The organism is Amycolatopsis sp. NBC_00355, assembly GCF_036104975.1.
Classification (GTDB): Bacteria; Actinomycetota; Actinomycetes; order Mycobacteriales; family Pseudonocardiaceae; genus Amycolatopsis.
In genome coordinates, this window is the sequence record NZ_CP107982.1 from 1,866,986 (window position 1) to 1,892,433 (window position 25,448).

The following is a 25,448-nucleotide window of genomic DNA, read 5'->3' on the forward strand; positions in this document are numbered from 1 at the left end:
ACTCGAAGGTCGATCTTCCGCTACGGTGAACGGGACCACGCGAGCCGTCCCGGACCCCGATGGCCGAGCGCGCCGGCGGCGTTCCCGCCCCGGTGCCGACCCGGGAGACCATCGTGGGACCAGCGCCGCCGCCGGACGTCCCGCTCGTCCACGACGCGATCGGCGGTGATCACGAGGCCATCCAGCGGCTTTTCCGGCTGCTGCGGCCGATCGTGCTCGCCTACTGCCGCAAGCGGCTCGGCCGCGAGAACGCGACGACGACGGCCGAGGACTGCACCCAGGAAGTGCTGTTCGCGGTGCTCGTGGCCCTGCCGCGCTACCGGTACCGCTCCGACAAGTTCCTCTCGTGGGTGTTCGGCATCGCGGCGCACAAGACCGCCGACGTGCACCGGGATCGCCACCGCAGCCACGAACGCTTCACCCCGCTCCCCGACCCGGAGGCGGCGACCGACCCGGCCTGGCGCCTCCCGGCCGCGGCCGACGACTTCGCGCGGATCGAAGAACACCTGCAGGTCAGGCGAGTGCTGAACCGGCTGCCGCGGCACTACCGCCAGGTGGTGACGCTGCGGGTGCTGCTCGGCTATTCCGCCGAGGAGACGGCGGCGCTGCTCGGCATGCCGAGCCCGGAAGCGGTGCGGGTGGCCCAGTTCCGCGCGATCCGCCGGCTGCGCCGGGTGATCCGGTACGCCGCGGTCTGACGAACGCGCGGCCCGGCACGAGACGACCGAAGTCGAGCACACTCCGCGTCGGCGACCGGCATCTCTCCGGTCCGATGTGGACAGTCCCGGTCATCGCCGGGCCGAACGCGTCGCGGGCAAGCGGGCAGTCGGTCCCGGTCGGCCTCGGAGCCCAGGAACTGCCGCACGTCTTCGGCGCGCGTGACGACCGCCCGGGCGACGTCGGTCAGGCGCCGGCCGGTGCGGCGGGCGTGGCCGCGCAGCAGCGCGAACGCTGTGGCGAGGTCGGTGCCGAGCGCGCCCCCGACACGAGAAACGCCAAGCCGGTCGTACCCCACGCGTCCCTCTGGCGCGCAACGCGGGTTCGTCGCTACGGAGTACCCCGCGGCGCGCGATCACGACTAGCGTGGTCCGGCATGGAGCCTTCCGCGGTGGCGACCCGGCGACGTTGCGCGGGGCAGGTCTGAAGGACTTCGTGCCTCCGGAACTGACGCTGCGCCTGACACCCCGGCCCGACAGTGCCCTGGTGACCGTCAGCGGGGAGCTGGACCTCCCCGGGTACGCGTCGCTGCGGGACGGGCTGCTCAAGGTCGCGGCGGACACGCCGCCGGGGATCGTCGCCGACGTCACCGCGCTCACGATGGGCGAGCTCGCGCCGGCCAGCGTCTTCCCGCTGGTCGCGCGGCGCATCGGCGACTGGCCGGGCATCCCGCTTTCCCTGGTCACCAGCCGGAACGCGCACCTGCGGCTGCTCCACCGCTCCGGGATCGACCGCTTCGTCGCGGTGCACCCGGACGTCGAGACCGCCGAGCACCACCAGAGCACACCGGTCCGGCACCGGGTGGACCGGACCCTGCCCCGCACGGGCAACGCGGCGCCGCTGGCCCGGTCGTTCGTCCGCGAACTGGCCGGGCAGTGGGACGTGCCCGAGCTGATCTACGACGGCGCCCTGATCGCCGGTGAGCTGGCCGACAACGCCGTCCGGCACACGTCGTCGGTCCCGCGGATGCGGCTCGACCTGCGCCGGGGACTGCTGACCGTGGCCGTGGCGGACGACGACCCGCGCCCCGCGGTGCTGCTGGAGCGGTCGGACGTCCGCAGCCCGGGGCTCGGCCTCTACATCGTCGCCCACGCGGCGAAGGTGTGGGGCAGCAGCCACCGGTGGTCCGGCGGCAAGGTCGTCTGGGCGGTCCTCACCTCGGCCCGGCACCGCGACCGCGGCGAACCGGGCTGATTCCGGGAAACCCGGACCGCGACGGGCGCCGACCGGAAGACCTTCGCGCTGAAGGACAACCCGTCCACGGTCATCGGCTCGGCGGTCCGCGGCGCGTGGACCGACAGCCAGGGCAAGGACCACTGCAGCTGCGTGTGGCAGTACGACAGCTATCCGATCGCCCTGATCGTCACCGGCGCCTCGTCCTCGTCGGTCAGCCCGGCCTGCGACACGGTCACCGTCTACGACAACGCCCAGCTCGCCGACCACGTCGGCTGACCTACGCCGGCCGGAGCCGCGCTTCGAGATCCGGACCGTCGGCGCCCGTGACTTCGGCCCGGACCAGTTCGCCCGCCGCGGGTCGCGTCCCGGTGAAGGTGACGACGCCGTCGACCTCGGGGCCCTGGTGCGCGGCCCAGCCGTGCCCGGCCGGCCCGACCAGCACCTCCACGACCGAGCCGACCCGCTCCCGCGCGCGCCGGCTGCCGGTTTCCTCCGCCAGGAGAGACAGTTCCTCGACGCGCCGCGCGAGCACGTCCGGAGGCACTTTGCCGGGCAGCCCGACGGCTTCCGTGCCGTCCTCGTCCGAATAGCCGAACACGCCGGCGACGTCCAGCCTGCCTTCTTCGAGGAAGCGCTTGACCTCCGCGAACTCGGCGTCGGTCTCGCCCGGGAAGCCCGCGATGAAGTTCGACCGCACCCCCGCTTCTGGGGCCGCCGCGCGGATCTTCTCCAGGAGTTGCAGGAACCGTTCCCGGTCGCCGAAGCGGCGCATCCGGCGCAGCACCGCACCGCTGGCGTGCTGGAACGACAGGTCGAAGTACGGCGCCACCCCGGGTGTCCCGGCGATCGTCTCGAGCAGGCTCGGGCGTAGTTCGGCGGGCTGCAGGTAGTTCACCCGCACCCGGTCGACGACGGCCGTGAGCCGCGGCAGCAGCTTCTCGAGCGCCTGCAGGTCGCCCAGGTCCTTCCCGTACGACGTCGAGTTCTCGCTCACCAGCACGAGTTCGCGGACGCCGTGGCCGGCCAGCCATTCGGCTTCGGAGAGGATCTCGGCGGGCGGGCGGGACACGAACGCGCCGCGGAAGCTCGGGATGGCGCAGAACGTGCACCGCCGATCGCAGCCCGACGCCAGCTTGAGCGGGGCGACCGGACCGCTGCCGAGCCGGTGCCGCAACGGCCTCGGGCCGCCGGCCGGGCCATGACCGGGAACCGGCGCGGTCACCGCGGCGGGCCGCTGCACCGGCGTGATCGGCAGCAGCATCCGGCGGTCCCGCGGGGTGTGCGCGGGGTGCGCGCGTCCGGTCAAGACGTCTTCGAGGCGGGCGCCGATCTCCGGGTAGTCGTCGAACGACAGCACGGCGGCGGCTTCGGGCAGCGCGTCGGCGAGTTCACGGCCGTAGCGCTCGGCCATGCAGCCGACGGCGACCACTTTCGCGCCCGTGCCGGACGCGGCCAGGACGGTGTCGATGGACTCCTTCTTCGCGGCTTCGATGAACCCGCAGGTGTTCACCACGACGACGTCGGCTTCGGCGCCCGGTTCGGCGAGGCGCCAGCCCGATTCGTCCAGGCGCGCGGCCAGCTCGTCGGAGTCGACCTCGTTGCGCGCGCAGCCCAAGGTGATCATCGAGACGGTGCGCACGTCGGCCACCGTCAGGACGCCACGATCTCGCCGCCGGGCGGCTTCTGGTCGTTCACCACGGCCACGGAGTCGCCGCCCTTGTCGCCGATCGCCCGGGTCTGCACCAGGACCGGCGCGTCGACGGCGGGCGCGGCGACGTTCAGCGGGAGGTAGGCGGTGATCACCAGGCCGCTCGCCAGCAGTACGCGGGCGAACCGGCGGCGCCGGTCGCCGGCCGCCTGGACGCTGACGCAGGTGCCCCACTGCTGCCCGGCCGGCGCCTCCGGGGTGTGCTCCCGGCGGAGCCGGCGTTCTTCGGCCATGCGCTCGAGTTCGCTCACGGTTCCCCCTCGGTGAATCCGGTTACCGGACGGCCCGAGAGTCGCACGCCGCGCGAAACCGCCTCAAGGTCTTCACCGGAATTGGCCGGAACCGGTCAGCGACCACCGAACAGCCGCGTGACCTCGGCTTCGACGTCGTCCAGCCACCGCGCGCGACGGTCCGCGCCGGCGTCCGCGACCACCCGCAGGACCAGCCGGGTCACGGCCGGCTCGCCGAGGTAGGGCGCGAGGCAACGGCGCCAGATCGCGTCGAGCGGGTCGCCGAACAACGTCCGCTCGCGCTCCTCCGGGGTGTCGGAGGTGTTGACGACGAACAGGTGCTCCAGGGCGAGCAACGACTCGGGGGAGCCGCCCGCGTCGTCGAGCCGGTAGGCGACGCCGGGGACCGGGATCCGGTCGAGCCAGCCGCTGAGGATCGCCGGCGGTTTGCCCCACCAGTTCGGGTGAATCGCGACGAGCCCGGCGGCGTCATGCAGCTCCTCGCGGTGCCGCCGGACCAGTGGATCCGGCTCGGCGGCGAGGAAATCTTCGGCGCGGGTGCCGCTGGTGTAGGCCTCTTCCGCGGTGAGCACGGGGTCAAAGCCCTCGGCGTAGAGGTCGTGGAACCGCACCGGCCGCCCGGCCCGCTCCAGCGCGGCCCGCACCCGTTCGGCGAGCGCGTGGTTGAAACTGCCCGGCCGAGGGTGGGCCAGCAGGACCACCACCGGCCGGGCGGACGCCTCGGTCATCCGGTCATCGCGACGAGGATGCGGCGCTTGCCGGTGAACGGTTCGCGGCCGTGGGCGTGCAGCATGTTGTTGATCACCATCACGTCGCCGGCCTGCCACGGGAAGGCGTAGCTGACCTCGTCGTAGACCTCGCGGACCTTCGCCAGGTCCGCGTCCGGGATCGGGCTGCCGTCGGCGAAGTAGGCGTTGCGCGGCAGGTCGGCCTCCGGGTACAGCTCCAGCAGCGCCTCGCTGACCTCTTCGCCGAGGCTGGAGACGTGGAAGAGGTTGGCCTGGTTGAACCACACGGTCTCGCCGGTATGCGGTTCGTCCACAAAGGACGGGCGGACGTGCCGGGTGCGCAGGCCCTCCTCGGTCCATTCGAGGGTCTGGCCGTTGCGGGCGCAGTACTCCTCGACGACCGCGCGGTCCTCGGTCTGGAACGCCTCCTGCCAGGTGAGCCCGAGGCCCTCGCGGAACGCCCGCGTGTAGGCCACACCGCCCGCGAACCGCTCACGCAGGTCGGCGGGCAGCAGCCGGAACATCGCCCGGCTGTCGGCGATCGGCGTGGCGCCGCCGGTCGCCGCCGCCGTGTCGCACAGGAAGAACAGCCGGGCCGGCCAGTGCGCCGAGTAGGAGTTCTCGTTGTGCATCGGGATCGACTCGGCGGGCGGGTACTCCGTCGAGGTGTAGATGTTGCCGGCCACCGCCGATCGCGGCGTCGAGCGCTCCGTGTAGGTGAGCAGCGCGCCGCCGATGGTCTCGGTGACCCGGTTGAACAGGTCGAGGTCGACCGGCAGGCCGCGCAGCAGGATCGCGCCGTGGTCGCGCAGGTGGGCCCGCAGGTCCGGCAGGTGCGCCTCGACCCACGCGAGGTCGGGGACCTGGTGGACGGCGATGCGGGTGTGCTCGTTGCCTTCGAGCTGCCCCAGCGGCGCCGCGAGATCGGCGGTCATGACTCCTCCAGTTCGATGCGGATCAGCTTGGTGGCCTCGGCGTGCAGCGCGGCCAGGTCCTCGGCGTCGGCGAACCCGGCGGCGAAGATGTTGACGGCGTAGACCTCCTGGTCGCCGGTGAGCACCTGGCCGGGCGTGACGATGGTGACGACTTCGAGGACTTCGGGCAGGTCGGCGACGTCGTCGGCCCCGGTGACGCGCACCAGCCGCCCGGCGCCGTCGGCGTAGACGACCAGGTAGCCCACCGGCACGGGCAGGCCTCGGCCCCGCGCGGGCGGCGGGGTGCCGAGGGCGAGCGAGACGGCTTCGGCGGTGACGTCGATGCCGGTGGCCAGCTTGAGCAGGGCGGGCTGCGCGCCCCCGGCCGGGCGGCCGGCGTTCACTTCGACGATCGTCGGGCCGCGCTGCGCGTCGTCGATGATCTCGACGTGCGCGCAGGTGTGGTCGAGGCCCAGGGCGAGGACAGCGTCGATCACCGCCGACCGGATCGCCGTCGCACGCTCTTCGGGCAGGTCGAGTGGCGGGCAGACCATCGCCAGCTCGAACTTGCGGTCGTCGATCAGCGTCTTGTCCACGATCCCGACCGGCTCCGCGACGCCGTCGCGGATCAGCACGTCCACCGCGTACTCGGGGCCTTGGAGCAGGCCCTCGACCAGGAAGACCCGCAGCGGGTCGATCGATCCGGGCAGGGTGCGGTGGTACCGCGCGTCCGGCGACCGCGGGAGCCGCGTCGCGAGCAGGTCGTAGGCCGCGGTCAGTTCGTCCACTGTGGATACCGTGCGGACGAGGGTGCTCGCGGCGCCGTTCACCGGTTTGACGATCGCCGGGAGACCGACCTCCGCGGCGATCTTCCCGGCGTCCGACGGGTCGGCGAACAACGCGCAGCGCGGTCCCGGCAGACCCGCTTCGGCGAGCGCCTGCCGCACGGCGAACTTGTTGTGCGTCACGGTGAAGACGTCGGCCGGGCAGCGGGCGACGCCGAGCAGTCCGGCCACCCGGGCGGTGCTCGCGATGATGCCCTCGGCGGCGGTGAGCACTCCCCCGGGTTCGGGGTCGCGGGCCCGGATCGCGTCGGCGACCGCCTCCGGATCACGGACGTCGCCGACGACCACGAAGCCGTCCACGATCGGCGTCAGCTCGGCGCGTTCGGCGTCGTCCAGGGCCTCGGTGACCAGCTCGGCCCGGAAGCCCTCCCGGCGCACGGCCGCCACGACGTCCCGGATCCAGTGCCCGCGGGTCTCGCGGACGACGAACGCGGTCCTCACGAGACCTCCAGCCGGATCAGTTTGCTCGCCTCGGCGTGCAGCGACACGAGGTCGTCGTGGTCGGCGAACCCGGCGACGACCAGGTTGACCGCGTAGGTCTCCTGCTCGTCGGTGAGCACCTGGCCGGGCGAGACGGTGGTGACGACGTCGATCACCTCGGGCAGGGCGGCGACGTCGTCGAGCCCGCCGATGCCGGTCAGCGTGCCGGAGCCGGTGGCGTAGAGGATCAGCATGCCCAGCTGGATCGGCAGTTTCGCCGGTTCCCGCGCGGGCGGCGGCGCGCCGAGGGCCAGCGTGGTCAGTTCGGCGAAGACGTCGATGCCGGTCCGCAGCTTGGCCAGCAGCGGCATGATCGAGCCCGCCGGGCGGCCGGCGTTGACCTCGACGATCGTCGGGCCGCGCCGCTCGTCGTCGATGATCTCGACGTGCGCCACGGTGTTGTCCAGGCCCAGGGCTTTCACCGCGGCGGACGCCGCTTCGCCGACCAGCGCGGCCCGCTCGTCGGTGAGCCCCTCGGGCGGGCAGGACAGGACCAGCTCGAACTTGCGCTCGTCGATCAGGGGTTTGTCGAGGATCTCGACCGGCTCGGGGACGCCGTCGCGGATGAGCACGTCGACGGCGTACTCCGGGCCGCGCAGCAGGCCTTCGACGAGGAACGTCTTCGCCGGGTCCAGCGCTCCCAGCGGGCGGTGGTAGCGCGGGTCGGCGGACTCGGGCAGCCGGGCCGCCAGCAGCTCGTAGGCCGCCACCAGTTCGTCCACTGTGGACACCGTGCGGACGAGGTTGCTGCCCGCGCCGTTGACGGGCTTGACGATCGCCGGGAGTCCCACGCGCCCGGCAACCTCGGCGGCATCGGACGCCGAGGAGAGCAGCGCGAACCCCGGTCCCGGCAACCCGGCCGCCGCGAGCGCTTCCCGGACGGCGAACTTGCTGGCCGCCCGGGTGAACGCCGACGCCGGGCAGCGCGCCACGCCGAGCAGCTCGGCGACCCGGGCGGTGCTCTCGATGGCGCCGTCGGAACCGGTGATCACCGCCGCGGGTGCCGGGGTGATCCCGCGGATCTTCGCGGCGACGGCTTCGGCGTCGTAGACGTCGTCGACCGCCACCACCTCGTCGACGATCGCGGCGAGCGTCGTCCGCTCGGCCGGGTCCACCGGCGGGGCGAACAGGACCGCGCGGTGGCCGGCCGCGTGCACCGCGGCGGCGACCTCGCCGACCCAGTGCCCGCGTGCCTCCCTGATCAGCACCACGACGCTCACGCGGCCTCCTTCCCGGCGAGCTTGCGCTCGCGCACCTGCGCGCCGACCAGGTCGTCCGGCAGCGAATCCGGCACCTCGGTGTCGAACCGGCGCAGCAGCTTCACGGCGAACCCGCCGATGTTGATCAGCAGCAGGATCAGCGCGTAGACGACGTAGACGAGCCCGACGCCACGGCCTTCCCCGGTGCCGAGCACCGAGCCGACCGATCCGGCCAAGGCGCCGCCGGGAGCCAGCAGCGGCGAGAACCAGCCGACGGCCAGCGGTGCCAGCACCGCGAACCCGATCGGCAGAGTGGACCAGGTGATCGTCTGGTTGATCGCGAACACCCGGCCGTGGTAGCGCTGCGGCACCTTGACCTGCACGAGCGTCGCGTAGATGCCCTGGGACACGGCCATCGCCGCGGCCAGCAGGAACACCCCGGCCGCGACGACGATCAGCGACGGCCGCAGGCCCATCACCAGGCAGCCGAGCGCGATGCCGACGTTGCCCGCGAGCACACCGACCATCCGCCGCTTGCGAGGGCCGCCCCACAGGGCCATCCCGATGCCGCCGACCACTGCGCCGACCGCCTCGGCCAGCGCGACCTGGGCGACGTCGGTGACCGTGCCGAACGAGAGCACCAGCGGCGAGACGAGCACCAGCGCGGGCGCCAGGAAGACGTTGGCCAGCGCGAAGTACAGCAGCATGGTGCGGAAGCCGCGGTGGTTCCACGAGTACTTCAGCCCGCCCGCGATCGCCGTCAGCAGCGGTTCCCGAGGGCGCCAGCCGAGCAGGTCGGGAAACCGGACGAACAGCAGGCTGACGATGGCGAAGGCGTAGCTCACCATGTCGAGGACCAGGATCCCGGACAGCTGGATCGCGGCGAGCAGGCCGGCGGCGATCACCGGCATGAGCAGCTGCGCGAAGCCGTTGGACAGCTGCGCGAGCCCCATCGCGTGGCCGAGGTACTGCTTGGGCACGAGCTGGGCGACCGACGACTGGTAGGCGATGCGCTGCAGCGATCCCGCGACCGAACCGAGTGGGATCAGGACGTAGATGAACCACAGTTGCAGGTTGTCCGCGACCAGCAGTAACGCGAGCGCGAGCTGGATGAGCCCGGCGACCGCGCTGGCCGCGATCATGATCTTCCGGCGGTCGCCGCGGTCGACCAGGGCGCCGGCCACCGGCAGGATCAGCACGCCGCACATCAGCGCGAGGGCCCAGAGCAGGCCGAGGTCGGTGACCGAGCCGGTGCGGGTGTAGAGCCAGATCGGCACCGCGAACGACGTCAGCGCCGAGCCGGTCGAGGAGACCAGCTGGCCGATGGTGACCGTGACGAACCGGGCCATGCTCGGCGGCACCACGGGCTTCTCGTCCACAGTGGCCGTGTGCGTGTCGTGCACCGCCCAGCCCGCGTCCTCGCCCCGCTTCGAGATGTGCAGCTCGCCCGGGTCGTCGAGGGCGGGGTGGACGCGGGTGATGATCTCGGCCAGCTCGTCCGCGCGGTAGCGGAGGAAGAAGTGCCCGGCCTGGTCCAGCACGACCAGCGCGGTGCGGTCGGTGAGGAACTCCCATTCGCGGTAGCGCTCGGCGTAGTAGTCGGTGACCGGGTCCTCCGAGCCGACGACCGAGATGATCGGCGCGCGCAGCTTGGCGACGCGGGCGTCGAGCAGGCCGCTGAAGTACTCCTCGGCGGCGCGGCTGTCGGCGCGCATGTTGCTGATGATCCGGTCGGCCTGGTCCGGGTCGAGTTCCTCGGTGTCGACGCCCATGCCCTTGAGCCAGTCCGCGTAGTACCGGTTGCTGCGCAGCTTCTCCAGCTTCGTGCGCAGCGTGCCGACCGCGCCCTTGATCCGCGCGAACGGGAAGATCGCGCCGATGTGGACGACCTCCAGCTCGCGGCCGCGTTCCTCCAGCCGGCGGGCGACGCCGACGGCGAGCGCGTTGCCGACCCCGCAGTGACCATAGATGGCCAGGGGGCCGTCGATCCGCTCGAGGACCTCGTCGGCCAGCCGCTCGACCAGGTCGTCGAACGGCACGGCCTCCTCGGTCAGGCCGACGTCGTGGCCCGGGATCGCCACCGAGTACAGCGAATACCCGGCGGGCAGCGCGTCGGCGAGGGGCTGGTAGACGATCGCGCTGCCGCCGCCGTAGGGGAAGCAGACGTAGGTGAGCGTCCGCTGCTTGACGGGTCTGGTCAGTTCGTAGAGCAGGTGACCGGAGTCGTCGCGGTCGCCGTCGAGGAACGCCGCCAGCTCCCGGATGGTCCGGTGCTGGAACAGGTCCATCACACCCGCTTGGTGCCCGGCCTTCGCGATCCGCGCGACGACCTGGGTAGCGAGCATCGAGTGGCCGCCGAGGTCGAAGAAGTCGTCGTCGACACCCAGTTCGTCCACCTTGAGGACGTCCCGCCAGATGTCCGCGAGGAGGACTTCCAGGGGCGTCGTAGGCGTGACGAGGTCCTTGCTCGCGTCGCGGCTCGCCACCGGTGCGGGCAGCGCCTTGCGGTCGAGCTTCCCGTTGGGCGTCAAGGGAAGTTCGTCGAGAGTGACGAACGACGGCGGGACCATGTAGTCCGGCAGGGTGAGCTTCAACGCCGTCCGCAGCGCCCCCGCGTCCGCGTCGCCGACGACGTACCCGACCAGGCGCTTGTCCCCCGGCGTGTCCTCGCGGACGAGCACCACCGCGTCGCGGACGCCGTCCTGCTCGCGCAGCGCCGTCTCGATCTCGCCCAGCTCGATGCGCAGGCCGCGGAGCTTGACCTGGTGGTCGATGCGGCCGAGGAAGGCGACCGTGCCGTCCGGGCGCCAGTGGGCGAGGTCGCCGGTGCGGTACATCCGGCCACCGTGGAACGGGTCCGAGACGAACTTCTCGGCCGTCAGCTCGGGCCGGTTGTGGTAACCGAGGGCCAGGCCGACGCCCGCGATGTGCAGCTCGCCCGGGACGCCGACCGGACACGGGTAACCCCGCCGGTCCAGGACGTAGATCCGCAGGTTGCGGATCGGCGCGCCGATCGGCACCGACGCGACGTCGGCCAGCGCCTCGGGCGTGCAGTGCCAGGCGGTGACGTCGATCGCGGCTTCGGTCGGGCCGTAGAGGTTGTGGAGTTCACAGTGCGGCAGCCGGGTGGTGAACTCCCGGGCCGTGACCAGGGGCAGTTCCTCACCGCTGCAGACCACGCGGCGCAACGACGTCACCGAGTCGATCTCCGGTTCCGCGAGGAACAGCGTCAGCATCGACGGGACGAAGTGCGCGGTCGTGATGCGCTCGGAAACCAGGAGTTCGCGCAGGTAGGCCGCGTCCTTGTGGCCGCCCGGCTCGGCGAGGACCAGCCGGGCGCCGGTGATCAGTGGCCAGAAGAACTCCCACACCGAGACGTCGAAGCTCGCCGGGGTCTTCTGCAGCACCGCGTCCGAGCCGTCGAGGCCGTAGGCGCGCTGCATCCAATCGAGGCGGTTGACGATGCCGCGGTGCCCGTTCGGTACGCCCTTCGGCTTCCCGGTGGAGCCCGAGGTGTAGATGACGTACGCCGGATCGTCCGGCCCGGCCGCGGTGTCCAGTGTGGACTCAGGTCCGGTCAGGTCGTCGAGGACGACGACGGTCGCGTCGCCCGGCGGCAGCGTGTCGCGCAGCGCGGCCTGGGTGAGCACCACCGGCGCGGCCGCGTCGTCGAGCATGAACGCGAGCCGGTCGGCCGGGTACTCCGGATCCAGGGGGACGTACGCGCCGCCCGCCTTCAGCACCCCGAGCAGGCCCGTGACCAGCTCGAACGACCGGTTCGCGAAGACGCCGACCAGCGTGCCCGGGCCGACACCCAGCTCACGCAGGCGGTGCGCGACGCAATTGGCGCGGGCGTCCAGTTCCCGGTAGGACAGGGACTCGCCGCGGAACGTCAGCGCGGGCGCGTCCGGCGTGCGGGCGACCTGCGCCTCGACCAGGCCGTGGAGCGTGCCCGGCGGGATCTCCCCCGCCGTGTCGTTCCAGCGGTTCAGCACCAGGTCCCGCTGGTCGCCCAGGAGGTCCAGTTCGGACACCGCCCGCGTCGGGTCGGCGACGATCGAACGCAGCAGCGTCACCAGGCGGTCGGCCATCCCGGCGACGGTCTCCGTGCCGAAGAGCGCCGTGTTGTGGACGAACTTGCCGATCAGGCCGGACTCGATCTCGATGGCGTGGAACTCGAAGTCGAACCGGGTGGCGGGCAGGTCCATCGGCAGCCAGCGGAAGTCCACTTCGGACTTGCCCGCCGCGTTCATCCGGCCCATCTCGTAGTTCTGCAGCGCGAACATCGCCTGGAACACCGGCGAACGGCTGACGTCCCGGGGCACGCCCAGCGCGTTGACCAAGCGTTCGAAGGGGACGTCGGCGTGGTCGAACGCGTCGAGCACGTGCCGCCGGGTGCGGTCCAGCAGCTCGGTGAAACTCGGGTCGCCGGCCAGCTGGGCGCGCAGCGGCAGCATGTTGATGAACATGCCGACAACGCCCTCCAGCTCGGGCAGCCCGCGCCCGGCCGACGACGACCCGACCGCGAAGTCCTCCTGCCCGGAGTACCGCGACAGCAGCAGCTGGTAAGCCGCGAGGAGCGTCATGAAGAGCGTGACGCCGTGCTCGCGGCTCAGCTCGCCCAGCGCCCGGGCGAGGTCCTTCTCGACGAAGAACTCGTGGATGGCGCCGTCGAACGTCTGGGTCGCCGGGCGCGGCCGGTCGGTGGGCAGTTCCAGGGGTTCGACGCCGCGGAGGGTGTCCTGCCAGTGGTCCAGCTGCCGGTCGAGTTCGGCGCCGGTGAGCGTCCGGCGTTGCCAGTGCGCGAAGTCGCCGTAGCCGATCGACAACGCGGGCAGGCCGGCCGCGGTGCCGTGGTAGTGGGCGGCGAGGTCGCGCAGCAGGAGGTCGACCGACCAGCCGTCGCCGACGATGTGGTGCGTGCACACGGCGAGCAGGTGCTCGTCGTCGCCGATCCGGACCAGGGTGGCGCGCAGCAGCGGGCCGTCGACCAGGTCGAACGGCTCCGCCGCGGCGGCGTCGACCGCCGCTCGTGCCGCGTCCTCGCCGGAGGCGTCCACCAGGGACAGCGGCACGGTGACGTCCGTGGCGAGGCGAACGGCCGGCTGCCCGTCCTCCCCCGCCGGGAACCGCATCCGCAACGCCTCGTGCCGCACCGGAAGGGCGTCCAACGCCGCCTGCAACGCGACGACGTCCAAGCGGCCGGTGAGGCGGATCGGGATCGGGATGTTGTACGACGTGGTCCCGGGCGCGAACTGCTCCATGAACCAGACGCGTTCCTGCTGATAGGACAGCGGGACCGGGTCGCCGTCAGGGCACGGGGTGATGGTCGCGGCCGGTTCGGCGCGCCGGCGCAGCCGCCGTTCCAGCAGGGCCCGGCGCGCGGCGGCGCTGCTGGTCTCGTCGATCGTCGTCACGCCTGCTCGCTTTCGGCCAGCTGGGCCTGGACCTCTTCGTCGCTGAGCTGGTCGAGGTCTTCTTCCAGCCGCCGTTCGACCTCGGCGGCGAGCCCGGCCACCGTCGTGAACGAGAACAGGCCGCGGACCGGAAGTTCGACCCCGACCTGCTTGCGGATCCGGGCCATCGCGCGGATGGCCAGCAGCGAGTTGCCGCCGTGGGCGAAGAAGTCGTCGTGCACGCCGAGCTTCTCCACGCCCAGGAGTTCACCGAGCACCTCGGCGACCAGCTCCTCGGACGCGGTGCTCGGGGCGACGTACTCCGTCTCCGCACCGAGCTGGGGATCCGGCAGCGCGGCGCGGTCGAGCTTGCCGCTGGCCGCGACCGGCAGGGCGTCCAGGGTGACGAACAGCGTCGGCAACAGGTACTCCGGCAGCGTGGACTTCAGCACCTCCGCCGCGCCCTCGGCGGAGCCGACGACGTACCCGACGAGGGTGCCTTCGCGGACCGCGACGGCCGCGTCGTGGACGCCCGGCAGCTCGCGCAGCGCGGCTTCGACCTCGCCGGGCTCGATGCGGTAGCCGCGCAGCTTGACCTGGTCGTCGGTGCGGCCGAGGTACTCGAGGGTGCCGTCACGGCGCCAGCGGGCGAGGTCGCCGGTGGTGTACATCCGGCCGAACGGGCCGTCCGGGAAGCGTTCCGCGGTCAGCTCGGGCAAGCCGAGGTAGCCGTCGGCGAGCTGCGCGCCGGCCAGGTGGAGCTGACCCGCGACACCCGGCGGGACCGGCCGGAGCCGGTCGTCGAGGACGTAGACACGGGTGCCGGGGATCGGACGGCCGATCGGCACCGGGCCGTCGACCGGACCGTCGAGCCGGTGGGCGACGCAGCCGACAGTGGCCTCGGTCGGCCCGTACTCGTTGGTGACGGTCGCGGCGAACGGGCGGCCGACCTCACCCCTCAGCGCCTCGCCGCCGAGGACCAGGTCACCGGTGGGGTAGGACTCCTCCGGGAGCACGGCCAAGTGCGTCGGCGTCGCCTTGACGAAGTCCGGCCGACCGGAGTCCACAATGGACCCACCGGCGGTCAGCGGGCCGAGCAGCGTCGTGACGGTCAGGTCGAACGACGCCGACGTGTGCAGCAGCGCGCGTCCCGACAGGCTCGGGTACGCCTCACGCGCCCAGGCCAGGTAGGTGGCCAGGGCGCGGTGCCCGACCTCAACACCCTTGGGACGCCCGGTCGAGCCGGACGTGTAGATCACGTAGGCGACGCCGTCCGGCACCGGCGGGTTCTCCGTGGACGACTCCGCCCACACCGCCGGGTCGCTCAAGTCCAGGGTCTCGGCGTCGAGGGTGACGCCGCTGGTGAGCACGACGCGGGCCCCGGCGTCGGCCAGGACCAGGGCTTGCCGCTGCGCCGGGTTGGCCGGGTCGAGCGGGACGTACGCGGCGCCGCTCTTGAGCGCCCCCAGGATGCCCACGACCAGATCGGCCGAGTTCGGCGCGCACACGCCGACCACACCACCGGTGCCGAGCCGGTGCGCGACGCGGTTGGCCCGCGCGTTGAGCTCGGCGTAGGTGAGCCGCACGCCGCCGAGGTCGACCGCCACCGCGTCCGGAGTCCGCGTCACCTGCTCCTCGAAGCGGGCGACGACCAGCGGAGCGTCCGAAGTGGACGTTTCGCCCCACTCCAGCACCTGGGCGCGCTCGGCGTCCGAGAGCAGCGGGAGGTCCGCCACCGGCGTGGCGGGGTTCTCGACCGCCGCCGCGAGCAGGCCCAAGAACCGGTCCACCATCGATTCGGCCGTGGCCCGGTCGAAGAGATCCGTGCGGTAGAGCAGGCGGCCGTCGACCGCGGTCAGGTCGATCGCGACGTCGTCCTTGGCGGTGGCGTAGCGGACCGGCTCGATGCCCGAGTCCGGGATGAAGTTGAAGCCGATCTGGTAGAGCGCCTGCACCGCCGGGTCACGCTCGGGACGGACAGCGTCGGCGACCAGCTGGAACGGCACCCGGCCGTGCTCGATCGCGTCCAGCACCGCCGTGCGGACCCGGCCGACCAGGTCGCCGAACGACGGGTCGCCGCCGAGGTCGACGCGGATGGCCAGCTGGTTGACGAACATCCCGATCAGCGGCGCCAGTTCCGGCAGGTCGCGCCCGGCGACCGGCACCCCGACGACGACGTCGTCCTGCCCGGACAGCCGCGACAGCAGCGCGGTGTACCCGGCCAGCAGCACCATGAACGGTGACGCCGACAGCTCCCGGCCGACCGCGCCGGCCTTCTCGAGCAAGCCTGCGGGCAGGTCGAAGTCGACCTGGTCGCCGGCGAACCCGAACTCCGCCGGGCGTGGCCGGTCGGTGGGCAGGCTGTGCACCGGCGGGAGCCCGGCCAGCCGTTCGCGCCAGTACTCCAGCTGGGCGCGCACCAGCGGCAGCTGGCCACGCTGCCACGCCGAGTAGTCCGGGTACTGGATGGCCAGTTCGGGCAGCTTCGGCAGCCGCCCTTCGGCGACGGCGTCGCAGGCTTCGTTCAGCTCGCTGCCCAGCACCGGCACGGACCCGGCGTCGAACACCGTGTGGTGCACGACGAAGGTGAGCAGCCAGTCCGTGTCGGTGAGGCGGCACAGCTGTGCCCGCCACGGCGGCGCGGCGTCCAAGGGGATCGGGCGGCGGGCGATCGCCTGGGCCAGCTCGGCGGCGCGCGGTTCGCGATCGGCGGCCGGGAGGTCACGCAGGTCGTGCACCTCCGGCTCGATCGGGACGTGCTCGTGCACGACCTGGACGAGCGCGCCGTCCTCCATCCGGAACGCGGTGCGCAGGGCTTCGTGCCGGCCGACGACCACGCCGATCGCCGCGCGCCACTGGGACTCGGTGAGCGGCAGGTCCTGCCGCACCTGGCACGGCAGGTTGTACACCGGCGAGGCGGGGTCGAGCTGGTTCGACAGCCAGATCCGCTCCTGGCCGAACGAGGCCGGGAACGTCCATTCCTTCGTGTCGGTCATGTCTCCTGCTTCAGCGCTCGAGCTTGGGGATGGTGGTGGCGGCGGGTTCTTCGGCCGGGACCGGGGCCGCGTCGGCCCGCAGCTCCTCGATCCGCTCGACGAGGGTGGCCACCGTGGAGGATTCGAACAGCGTCTTCATCGCCAGCCGGGCGCCGGTGGTCTTGCGGACCTGGGCGATGAGCTGGATGGCGACCAGGGAGTTGCCGCCGAGGGCGAAGAAGTCGTCGTGGACGCCGATGCGCTCGACGCCGAGGACTTCGGCCCACTGCCGGGCGATCTCCGCTTCCAGGTCGGTGCGCGGGGCGACGTAGTCGTCCTGCGCCAGCGGCGTGGCGGCTTCCACGGTCTCTTCGGTCTCCACCAGCGCCTCGGCGGTCACGCGGCGGTCGAAGAGGTCCCGCACCGGGCGGGTGCTGATCACGACCTGGCCGCCGAGACCCGGGGTCAGGGCCCGCAGGAACGCCTCGGCGCCGTCGACCGGCCGGATCCCGGCCGACGTCCCCGCTGCAGTGGGCGGCTTCGCAGCGAGGCCACCGCTGACCGCGTTCTCGTCGACCTGGCGCAGCACGAAGTCCTCGATCTCGGCCACCACACGGCCGTCGTCGGCGCACAGTGTCAGGTCGGCGGCGATCACCTGGTCACCGCCGGAATCCCGGTAGCGCAGGTGGCTGTGGAAGCTCGCCGGGAGGACGCCGTGCACGACCATCCGGCCGTAGCTTATCGGCAGGTAGGTGCCGCTGCCCCGGCCGCGGCCGAAGGCCGTCGCGATGTCGAGCAGCGCCGGGTGCAGGCCCCAGCCGGTGTCGCCGGCCGCCGCGTCCGGCGCGACGATCGACGCCAGTTCCTCGTGCTCGCCCAGGTGGTGGGTACGCAGCGCGGCCCAGCGCGGGCCGAAGGTGACCATGCTGGTCCGGCCGGTGCCGAAGCCCTTGCCGTCGTCGAGCAGCTCGGTCCGGCCGCGGATCGCGCCCAAATCCACAGTGGACGTCTCCGGCGCCGGGACCCAGCCCGCGGAGCCCCGGACGTGCGTCTTGGTCACGCCCGCCACCCGGCTCGTCACGGTGAACCCGTCACCGTCGAAGGTGACGCGGTACTCCGCGACCGAACCTTCCGGGACCGAGAACGGCTCCAGGAACGCGACGTCCCGCAGTTCGACGACATGACCGTCGCCCGGCTTCGGCAGCGCCGCTTCGACGGCCGCCCGCACGGTCTCCAGGTGCCCGGTCCCGGGCACCACCGGCACGCCGGCGATCCGGTGCTCGTCGAGCAGCCAGTGCCCGGCCGCCGAGACGAGCCCGTGGACGCCGCCCGCGGAGCGTGTGCTCAGGATCGGGTGCGCGACCGGACCGTCGGCGCGCTCACGCGTCGACCGGATCAGCGACGGCGCTTCGACTTCGGCGGCCATGCCGACCTCGTCCCAGCCGCCCCAGTCGTGCGCGACGACCCGGGCCTGCCAGCCGTGGTCGCCGCGGGCGTAGGCGTCGAGGAAGTTGTTGGCGGCGCAGTAGTCGACCTGCCCGAAGTCCCCCGAAACTGAGGTGACCGACGAGCACAGCGCGACGAAGTCCATCGGCAGGTCCGAGAACGCCTCGGCCAGCGCGAGGGTGCCGCCGATCTTCGGGGCGAGCACCGACTCGGCGGCCGCCCGCTCCTTGACCTCGGCGACGCCGCCGCCGGGCAGTCCGGCCGCGTGGACGATGCCGTCGAGGCCGCCGAACTCGCGCTCGGCCAGCTCCCGGACCTCCCGCAGCCGCGCCGGGTCGGTGACGTCGGCGGCGAGCACGTGCACCACCGCGCCGGCCGCCTCCATCCGCCGGACGGCGAGCATCGCGCGCCCGAGCCGGTCGGTGCCACCCCGCGCGGCGAGGTGCGCGTCCCATTCCTCGCGCGGCGGCAAGCCGTTGCGGGACAGCAGGATGAGCTTCGCCCGGACGCGCAGCGCGAAGTCCTCGGCGAGGGTGATGCCGATCCCGCCCGTGCCGCCGGTGATCAGGTAACGGCCTTCCGGGCGCAGGACCGGCGTCTCGGCTTCGGGCAGCGTGAGCTGCGTGTGGTCCAGGACCCAGCGGCGGCCGCGGCGCAGCGCGACCTCGGCGTGGGCGTCCGCCGGCGCGGACAACTCGGCGACGACCCCGGCGGAGAGCGCCTCGACGTCGATCCGGCGCACGACCGTGCCGGGCTGCTCCAGGGGCAGCACGCGGGCGATCCCGGCGAGCGTCGCGTGTTCGGGGCGGGTCAGGTCGGTGCCGGTGACGTCGGCGGTACCGGTGCTCAGGACGTCGATCCGCAGCGGCTCGGCCCACGCCTGGACCAGGCTGAGCACGCTGAAGAAGCCACGGTCCTGGGCCGCCATCCCGGTCTCGGTGCCGCCCAGCGCCCAGGCGTGCACGACCCGCTCGGGCCGGGTGCCGAGCGCGGCGACCAGCTCGTCGTAGTCGGCGCGCTCCCCCGGCCGGACGGTGAACCCGCCGTCGACCGCGGCGAACCGCGCACCCGGGCGGACCTCCGTGACCGTGACACCCGCGTCGCGCAGCAGACCGGGCAGGACGTCGTCGTCGACGAACGCCAGGCAGGAGGTGAACGGTTCGCGCCGCACCTCCGGCCCGGCCTGCCGCCACGACGGCACGGCGAACCACTCTTCGAGCGGCAACGGCCCGCTCGGCTTCACCGGCTCGGTGACCGTGCCCGCCGGGTCGGGGTCGACCCAGTACCGCTTGCGCGCGTAGGGATAACCCGGCAGTGGAACGCGGTGTCCGGACGTCACGGAATCCAGGGCCAGGCCGTGTGTCCACAGTAGACCGGCGGCCGCGTACAGCGTCTCGACGTCGCCCTCGCGGTCGGTGCGGCCGGGCAGGCTCGGCTGCGGCGCGGGCAGGCCCTTCGGCACCTGGCCGCGGGCGAGCCCGGCCAGCTGGTGGCCGGGGCCGCACTCGAGAAGCGCCCACCGCTCGCCGCCGGCGAACAGCGTCCGCACGCAGTCGCCGAAGCGGACGGCCTGGCGCAGGTGCGCGGCCCAGTAACCGGGGTCGGTGGCCTGGGCGTCGGTGATCCAGCCGCCGGTCAGGTTGGACAGGAACGGCAGCGACGGCGCCGAGCGCGGCACCGCGGCGACGGCTTCGGTGAACTCCGCCAGGATCGGGTCCATCATCGGCGAGTGGAACGCGTGCGAGGTCACCAGCTCGCGGCACTGCACGTCGCTGGACTTGAGCCGCGCGGCGAAGTCGGCGACGACGTCGGCCGGGCCCGCGACGACGCAGGTCCCCGGCCCGTTGACCCCGGCGACCGAGAGTCCTTCGGGCAGCCGCTGCGTCACGGCCTGTTCGTCCAGCTGGATCGCGAGCATCGCGCCGGCCGGCATCGACTGCATCAGCTCACCGCGCCGGACGACCAGTTTCAGCGCGTCGGCGACGGTGAACACCCCGGCCACGGTCGCGGCGACGTACTCGCCGATCGAGTGGCCGATCATCGCGCCGGGCCGGACACCCCAGCTGCGCCACAGCGTCGCCAGGGCGTACTCGACGACGAACAGCGCAGGCTGCGTGTACCGCGTCTCCCGCAGTTTCGTGTCGCCGCCGCGCTCGAGGATCAGGTCCTTCAGGCCCGGGATGCCGGCCAGCTCGCAGCACTCGTCGACGGCCTCGGCGAACACGGGCTCGCTGCGGTACAGTTCCGCGCCCATCCCCGCGTACTGGGAACCCTGGCCGGAGAACAGGAACGCGACCTTCAGCTCGGCCGCCTTCGCCGTGACCAGGCGACGCAAATCGCGAAGGCCGTCGACGGCGTCCTCGGTGTCCCGGGCGACGACGGCCGCCCGGTGCGCGTACTCGGTGCGCCCGGCCGCGAGGGTGTGCGCGACGTCGGCGAGGTCGAGATCGATGTCCCCGGCCAGCCGGTCCGCGAGCTGTTCGACGGCAGCCGACAGCGCGTCCTCGGTGTTCGCCGAGACCCGCAGCAGGTGCGCGGGGCGCGGCAGGTGCCGGCGCTGCGGCACCGGCGCTTCCTCCAGCACGACGTGCGCGTTGGTGCCGCCGACGCCGAACGAGCTGACGCCGGCCCGGCGCGGGGCGTCGCCCGCCTCCCACTTCGTCACCGTGCGGGCCGGGTAGAACGGGCTGGCCGGGAAGTCGATGCCCGGGTTGGGCTCGTCGTAGTTGATGGTCGGCGGGATGAGCCCGTGTTCCATGGCGAGGACGGTCTTGATCAGCGCCACCACGCCGGCGGCCTGGGACAGGTGGCCGATGTTCGACTTGACCGAGCCGATCGCGCACCAGGCCGTGTCCGGCACGCCGTGGCCGTACACAGTGGACAGTGAGGTGACCTCGATCGGGTCGCCCAGCGCGGTGCCGGTGCCGTGCGCCTCGACGTAACCGATGGTGCGCGGGTCGACCCCGGCCATGCCGACGGCCTGGGCGATCGCCTCGGTCTGCCCGGCGACGCTCGGCGCCGAGAAGCCGACCTTGGTGGCGCCGTCGTTGTTGATCGCGTTGCCGAGCACCACCGCGCGGATGTGGTCGCCGTCCTCGATGGCCTGCGCCAGCCGCTTGACCAGCACCACACCGACGCCGCTGCTCCACACCGTGCCGTTGGCCTCGGCGTCGAACGCGCGGACGTGCCCGTCCGGCGAGGTGAAGCCCTCGACACCCATGTAGCCGATGCCGTGCGGCATCTCCAGGTTCACGCCGCCGGCCAGCGCCATCTCGCATTCGCCGTTGCGCAGCGCCTCGCAGGCCAGGTGCACGGCGACCAGCGACGTCGAGCACGCCGTGTGCAGCGCCAGGCTCGGGCCGCGCAGGTTCAGCTTGTAGGACACCGACGTCGTCAGGTAGCTCGGCTGGTTGCCCGTGGACATCCCGATGCCGCCGTGCTGCGAGGCCATGATCCGCTCGTTGCGCAGCAGGTTCTCGATCAGGTAGCCGGTCCGGCCGGACCCGCCGTAGACGCCGATCGCGCCGCGGTAGCGGGCCGGGTCGTAACCGCCGTCGGTCAGCGCCGAGTGGCACGCCTCGAGGAACACCCGGTGCTGCGGGTCGGTGATCTCCGCCTCGCGGCTGGTCATGCCGAACAGCTCGGCGTCGAACTCGTCGAAGCCGTCGACCACCGTCGTGGCGTTGACCCAGCTGGGATCCTCCAGCGTTTCCGGGTCGGCGCCGCGGGCCAGCAGTTCCTCGGGCGTGGCGGGCTTGATCGACTCGACGCCGTCGACGAGGTTGCGCCAGAACTGGCGGAGGTCGCCGGCGCCGGGGACGCGCGCGGCCATCCCGACGATCGCGATCGGCTCGGCGCCGGGTTCGCCGGGGCCGGTTTCGAAGTCGTGGGTCACTGGTGGCGCTCCTGTTCGTGGCCGTTCGTGGCGGCCGGGCGGCGGGGTCTTCTGGACGGGGTGCGCCCCCGGCGGGCGGCGACCCGCTCGGCGGCGCGGGCCAGCGCGGTGTCGGGCTGGGCGCCGGCCGCCGCCTGCAGGTGGGCGGCGAGGGCGCGGACGGTGGGGTGGCTGAACAGCTCGACGACCGGGATGCGGCGGCCGAGCCGGTCGGTGACCTGGGCGTGCACCTGCATCAGGGCGAGCGAGTGGCCCCCGACGTCGAAGAAGTTGTCGGTGACGCCCACACTTTCGACGCCGAGCACGTCCCTCCAGGCCTGCGCGATCACCGCCTCGGTCGCGGCCAGCGCCGCGACGTCGGTGACGACCGGCGCGGGCGCGAGGTGCGCGCGGGTCATCGCGCCCGGCGCGGCGGTGCGCACCGAAGGCCGCGGGGTTTCGGGCAAGAGCGTCCCGACCGGCCGGTCCGGCGTCGCGGCCAGTCCGGCGAGCAGGTCCGCGTAGTCCGCGGCGAGCGCGGTCATCCGGGCGGCGTCGAACAGGTCCGGGTTGTAGAGCAGTTCGACGCCGTGGCCGAGGACGTAGACGGTCAGGTCGAACGGCGACCCCGGCTTGGCGACCGGCAGCCAGCCGGCCCGCACGCCGGGCAGCTCCAGGCGCGGCTCGGTGAAGTTCAGGACGTTCACCATCACCTGCACCAGCGGCGCCCGCGCGGGATCGCGGGTGACGCCGAGGGCGGTCACGAGCTGCTCGATCGACGCCGCCGGGTGCGCGGTCGCGGCCAGCAGCTCGGCCCCGCCGCGGCGGGCGTGCGTCGCGAAGTCCGCGTCGTCGCCGGCGCGCAACCGCACCGGCACGATGTCCACGAAGAACCCGGCGACGTCCTGGGTCTCGGGCAGCTGCCGGTCGGCGACGACGGTGGCGACCAGGTGGTCGTCCGCGCCGGTGAGCCGGTGCAGCAGCTGCCCGAACGCGGCCAGCAGCACCCCGGCCTGGGTGGTTCCGGTCCGCGCGGCCAGCTCCCGGACGGCGTCGGGGGCGCCGTCCGGGAACGCCTGGTGCACGCTCGCGCCGTGGTAGGTCTGCACGGCGGGGCGTGGTCGATCGCGCGGGAGGTCCACTGTGGACGGCGCCCCGGCCAGGTGTTCGGTCCACCAGGCGAGGTCGACGGCTTCGCGGCGGCTGTCGCGGTCCGCGCGCCACGCCGCGTAGTCCGCATAGGACGCGGTCGGCGGCGGCAGCGACTCCCCGGCGTAGGCCGCGGAGAGGTCGGCGCAGAGCAGGTCCTGGGACCAGCCGTCGAACACCGCGTGGTGCAGCGTGAAGCCGAGCACGTGCTCGTCCGGCCCGAGCTCGTAGAGCCGGACCCGCCACGGCGGCTCGCGGTCGAGGTGCACCGGGGTCGCCGCGTCGACGGCCAGCCGGTCGGCGAGGACCGGCTCGGTCACGCTGGTCATCGGCAGCGGAATGTCCGCCACGGGAAGGCATTCGGCCTGCGGGACGCCGTCGACCGGGCGGATCCGCCAGCGCAGCACGTCGTGCCGTTCGGCCACCGCGCGCAACGCGGTGCGCAACCGGGCGAGGTCCAGGCGTCCGGACAGCCGGAAGGCCATCGCGATGTTGTACGGCGCCGCGTCCGGGGCGAGCTGGTCGAGGAACCACAGCCGCCGTTGCGGCGGCGACAGGGTGGGTGCGTGTCCGGTGGTCAGGCCCGGCCCGGTCAGCGGGGCGGCCGCGGCGACCCGCCGGGCGACGCCGTCGAGGGTCCGCCCGGTCAGGACGTCCTCGGTGGCGACGTCGGCGGCCAGGTCCGCGCGCAAGGCCGCGACCAGCCGCATCGCCGTGATCGAGTCGCCACCGGAGGCGAAGAAGTCGGGGCCCGCGCCGGCGCCGAGCACTTTCCGCCATACCTGCGCGACCGCCCGGGCGACCGGGGTTTCCGGTTCGCCGAGGGCGGCCGGGGCCTCGGTTTCGGCCAGCGCACGCAACGCGGGCCGGTCGATCTTGCCGGTCACCGGGTTCACCGGCAGCACGGCGAGCCGCCGGATGACGGCCGGCCGCATCGCCTCGGTCAGCCGGTCGCCCGCGTACGCCTGAACATCCTCGTCGGACGGCAGCGAGGCCGTGGGAGCGGGAGCGCCCTCGTCGGAGGGCGCCGAAGCCGCTCGAGCACCGCTCGAACCGGCGACGTCCACGCCCGGCGGCAGTGAAACCGCACTCACCCGGGCACCGCCCGAACCGGCGACCACTCCCTCCGGCGACACCGGAACCGCACTCGCTCCGACGCCGCCTGCCCCGCTCGGCGGCACCGATGCCGGGGTGAGGAACGCGACCAGCCGGGTGCCACCCGGGCCCGGGACCGCTTCCACCGCGACCGCGCCCACCTCCGGGTGCGCGGCCAGGGCCGCCTCGACCTCGCCCAGCTCGATGCGCTGACCGCGCACCTTGACCTGCCGGTCGGCGCGGCCGGCGAACTCCAGCCGGCCGTCGGGAAGCACCCGCGCCCGGTCGCCGGTGCGGTAGAGCCGCTCCCCCGGCGTGAACGGGTCCGCCACGAACTTCCGCTCGGTCTGCTCCGGGCCGCCGAGGTAGCCCGCGGCGACGCCGGGGCCACCGATCAGCAGCTCGCCGACCTCACCCGGCGCGACCGGCCGCAGGTCGTCGTCGACGACGTGCGCGCGGTGGTTCGGCGTCGGCGTGCCCAGCGGCAGCGGGTCGGCCGGCAGGCCGGTGACCTCGTCGGTGACCACGACGACGGTCGTCTCGGTCGGGCCGTAGGCGCTGAAGAACCGGCGTCCGGGCAGCCATCGGGCGGCGAGTTCGGCGGGCACGGGTTCGCCTCCGCACGCCACGGTCTGCCAGTCCGGCACGTCCGCCGGGTCCAGCATGGCCAGCAGGGTCGGCGTGATGAAACCCCAGTCGACGTGGTGCTCGACGACGAACCGGCGCAGCCGTTCGGGGTCGGCCCGGTCCGCCGAACCGGCCAGCTGCACCGAACCGCCGTGGGTCAAGGGCAGGAAGACGTCCATCGTGAACGCGTCGAAGCCGAGCGAGGAGATGCCGAGCGTGCGGGTGCCGGGGCCGACGCCGAGGCGGGCGGCGAAGCCGGTGACGAACGCGACGACGTTGCGGTGGGTGGTGAGCACGCCTTTCGGCCGCCCGGTCGACCCGGACGTGTAGAGCACGTGGGCGGTGCTGTCCGGGGCGGCCGGACAGGCGCCGGGCTCGCCGGGCGGCGGGACGTCGAGGGCCTCGATCCCGTCCACCGCACCGAATTCCCCGACCGCGGCGTCGCCGATCACGAGCTTCACCTCGGCGTCGGCGGCGATCCCGGCCAGGCGCGCCCGCGGCCCGCCGGGGTCCAGCGGCACGTAACAGCCGCCGGACAACAGGACACCGAGGACGGTCGCGATCAGCGCGGGACGCCGGTGGGCGCACACGCCGACCCGGGTTTCGACACCCGCGCCTCGTTCGCGCAGCAGCGCCGCGACGCCCCAGGCGGCGGCGACCAGCTCAGCGTAGGTGAGCCGCTCGGCGCCCTGCCGCACGGCGAGCGCGTCCGGCGTCCGGCGTGCCTGGTCCAGGACCAGTCCGGCCACTGTGGTGTCCGGATAGGACAGTGGCGGGCCGTGCGTGCCCGCGACGGGCAGCGTGTCGGTCACGGTGAACTCCCCAGTTCGGTCTGCTGCCCGGGGCCGCGGTGGCGGCCGGGCCGGTG

The 25,448-nt window shown here is 73.2% G+C and carries 13 protein-coding genes; 3 read left to right on the forward strand and 10 right to left on the reverse strand.

All coding sequences use genetic code 11. From position 1 onward, the window contains the following. Positions 1–113 precede the first annotated feature (113 nt). The 3 genes from OHS18_RS07470 to OHS18_RS07480 all read left to right on the forward strand — a co-directional run bounded on the left by OHS18_RS07470 (position 114) and on the right by OHS18_RS07480 (position 2,169). Positions 114–698: a sigma-70 family RNA polymerase sigma factor gene (locus tag OHS18_RS07470; RefSeq protein ID WP_328454636.1), complete on the forward strand. Its 585-nt coding sequence runs from the start codon at positions 114–116 to the stop codon at positions 696–698. A 454-nt stretch (positions 699–1,152) separates the two neighbouring features. Then, on the forward strand, positions 1,153–1,911 hold the full coding sequence (locus tag OHS18_RS07475; RefSeq protein ID WP_328616428.1) for an ATP-binding protein: 759 nt from the start codon (positions 1,153–1,155) through the stop codon (positions 1,909–1,911). A gap of 132 nt (positions 1,912–2,043) precedes the next feature. Further along, positions 2,044–2,169: a hypothetical protein gene (locus tag OHS18_RS07480; RefSeq protein ID WP_328454631.1), complete on the forward strand. Its 126-nt coding sequence runs from the start codon at positions 2,044–2,046 to the stop codon at positions 2,167–2,169. A 1-nt stretch (position 2,170) separates the two neighbouring features. Here OHS18_RS07480 and rimO read toward each other — a convergent pair whose 3' ends face one another. The 10 genes from rimO to OHS18_RS07530 all read right to left on the reverse strand — a co-directional run bounded on the left by rimO (position 2,171) and on the right by OHS18_RS07530 (position 25,392). Further along, positions 2,171–3,517, reverse strand: a complete 1,347-nt coding sequence (rimO, locus tag OHS18_RS07485) for a 30S ribosomal protein S12 methylthiotransferase RimO (RefSeq protein ID WP_328618490.1) — start codon at positions 3,515–3,517, stop codon at positions 2,171–2,173. A 26-nt stretch (positions 3,518–3,543) separates the two neighbouring features. Further along, complete coding sequence (locus OHS18_RS07490; protein ID WP_328616429.1) at positions 3,544–3,852, reverse strand: hypothetical protein; 309 nt, start codon at positions 3,850–3,852, stop codon at positions 3,544–3,546. A gap of 95 nt (positions 3,853–3,947) precedes the next feature. Then, a complete protein-coding gene (locus OHS18_RS07495) occupies positions 3,948–4,580 on the reverse strand; it encodes an NAD(P)H-dependent oxidoreductase (RefSeq protein WP_328616430.1) in 633 nt (210 codons plus the stop codon). After that, the gene (locus OHS18_RS07500; protein WP_328616431.1) at positions 4,577–5,515 is read right to left on the reverse strand and encodes a TauD/TfdA family dioxygenase; all 939 of its coding nucleotides are present in this window, start codon (positions 5,513–5,515) and stop codon (positions 4,577–4,579) included. Before OHS18_RS07500 ends, OHS18_RS07495 begins: the two co-directional genes overlap by 4 nt. Beyond that, positions 5,512–6,780, reverse strand: coding sequence for an ATP-grasp domain-containing protein (locus tag OHS18_RS07505; protein ID WP_328616432.1), 1,269 nt, complete (start codon positions 6,778–6,780; stop codon positions 5,512–5,514). The genes OHS18_RS07500 and OHS18_RS07505 overlap by 4 nt, the downstream gene beginning before the upstream one ends. Further along, the gene (locus OHS18_RS07510; protein WP_328616433.1) at positions 6,777–8,039 is read right to left on the reverse strand and encodes an ATP-grasp domain-containing protein; all 1,263 of its coding nucleotides are present in this window, start codon (positions 8,037–8,039) and stop codon (positions 6,777–6,779) included. Before OHS18_RS07510 ends, OHS18_RS07505 begins: the two co-directional genes overlap by 4 nt. Next, a complete protein-coding gene (locus OHS18_RS07515) occupies positions 8,036–13,435 on the reverse strand; it encodes a non-ribosomal peptide synthetase/MFS transporter (RefSeq protein ID WP_328616434.1) in 5,400 nt (1,799 codons plus the stop codon). Before OHS18_RS07515 ends, OHS18_RS07510 begins: the two co-directional genes overlap by 4 nt. Next, on the reverse strand, positions 13,432–16,410 hold the full coding sequence (locus OHS18_RS07520; RefSeq protein WP_328616435.1) for a non-ribosomal peptide synthetase: 2,979 nt from the start codon (positions 16,408–16,410) through the stop codon (positions 13,432–13,434). Before OHS18_RS07520 ends, OHS18_RS07515 begins: the two co-directional genes overlap by 4 nt. 10 nt (positions 16,411–16,420) lie before the next feature. Beyond that, on the reverse strand, positions 16,421–21,730 hold the full coding sequence (locus OHS18_RS07525) for a type I polyketide synthase (RefSeq protein ID WP_328616436.1): 5,310 nt from the start codon (positions 21,728–21,730) through the stop codon (positions 16,421–16,423). Further along, a complete protein-coding gene (locus OHS18_RS07530) occupies positions 21,727–25,392 on the reverse strand; it encodes an amino acid adenylation domain-containing protein (RefSeq protein WP_328616437.1) in 3,666 nt (1,221 codons plus the stop codon). Before OHS18_RS07530 ends, OHS18_RS07525 begins: the two co-directional genes overlap by 4 nt. Positions 25,393–25,448: the final 56 nt, after the last annotated feature.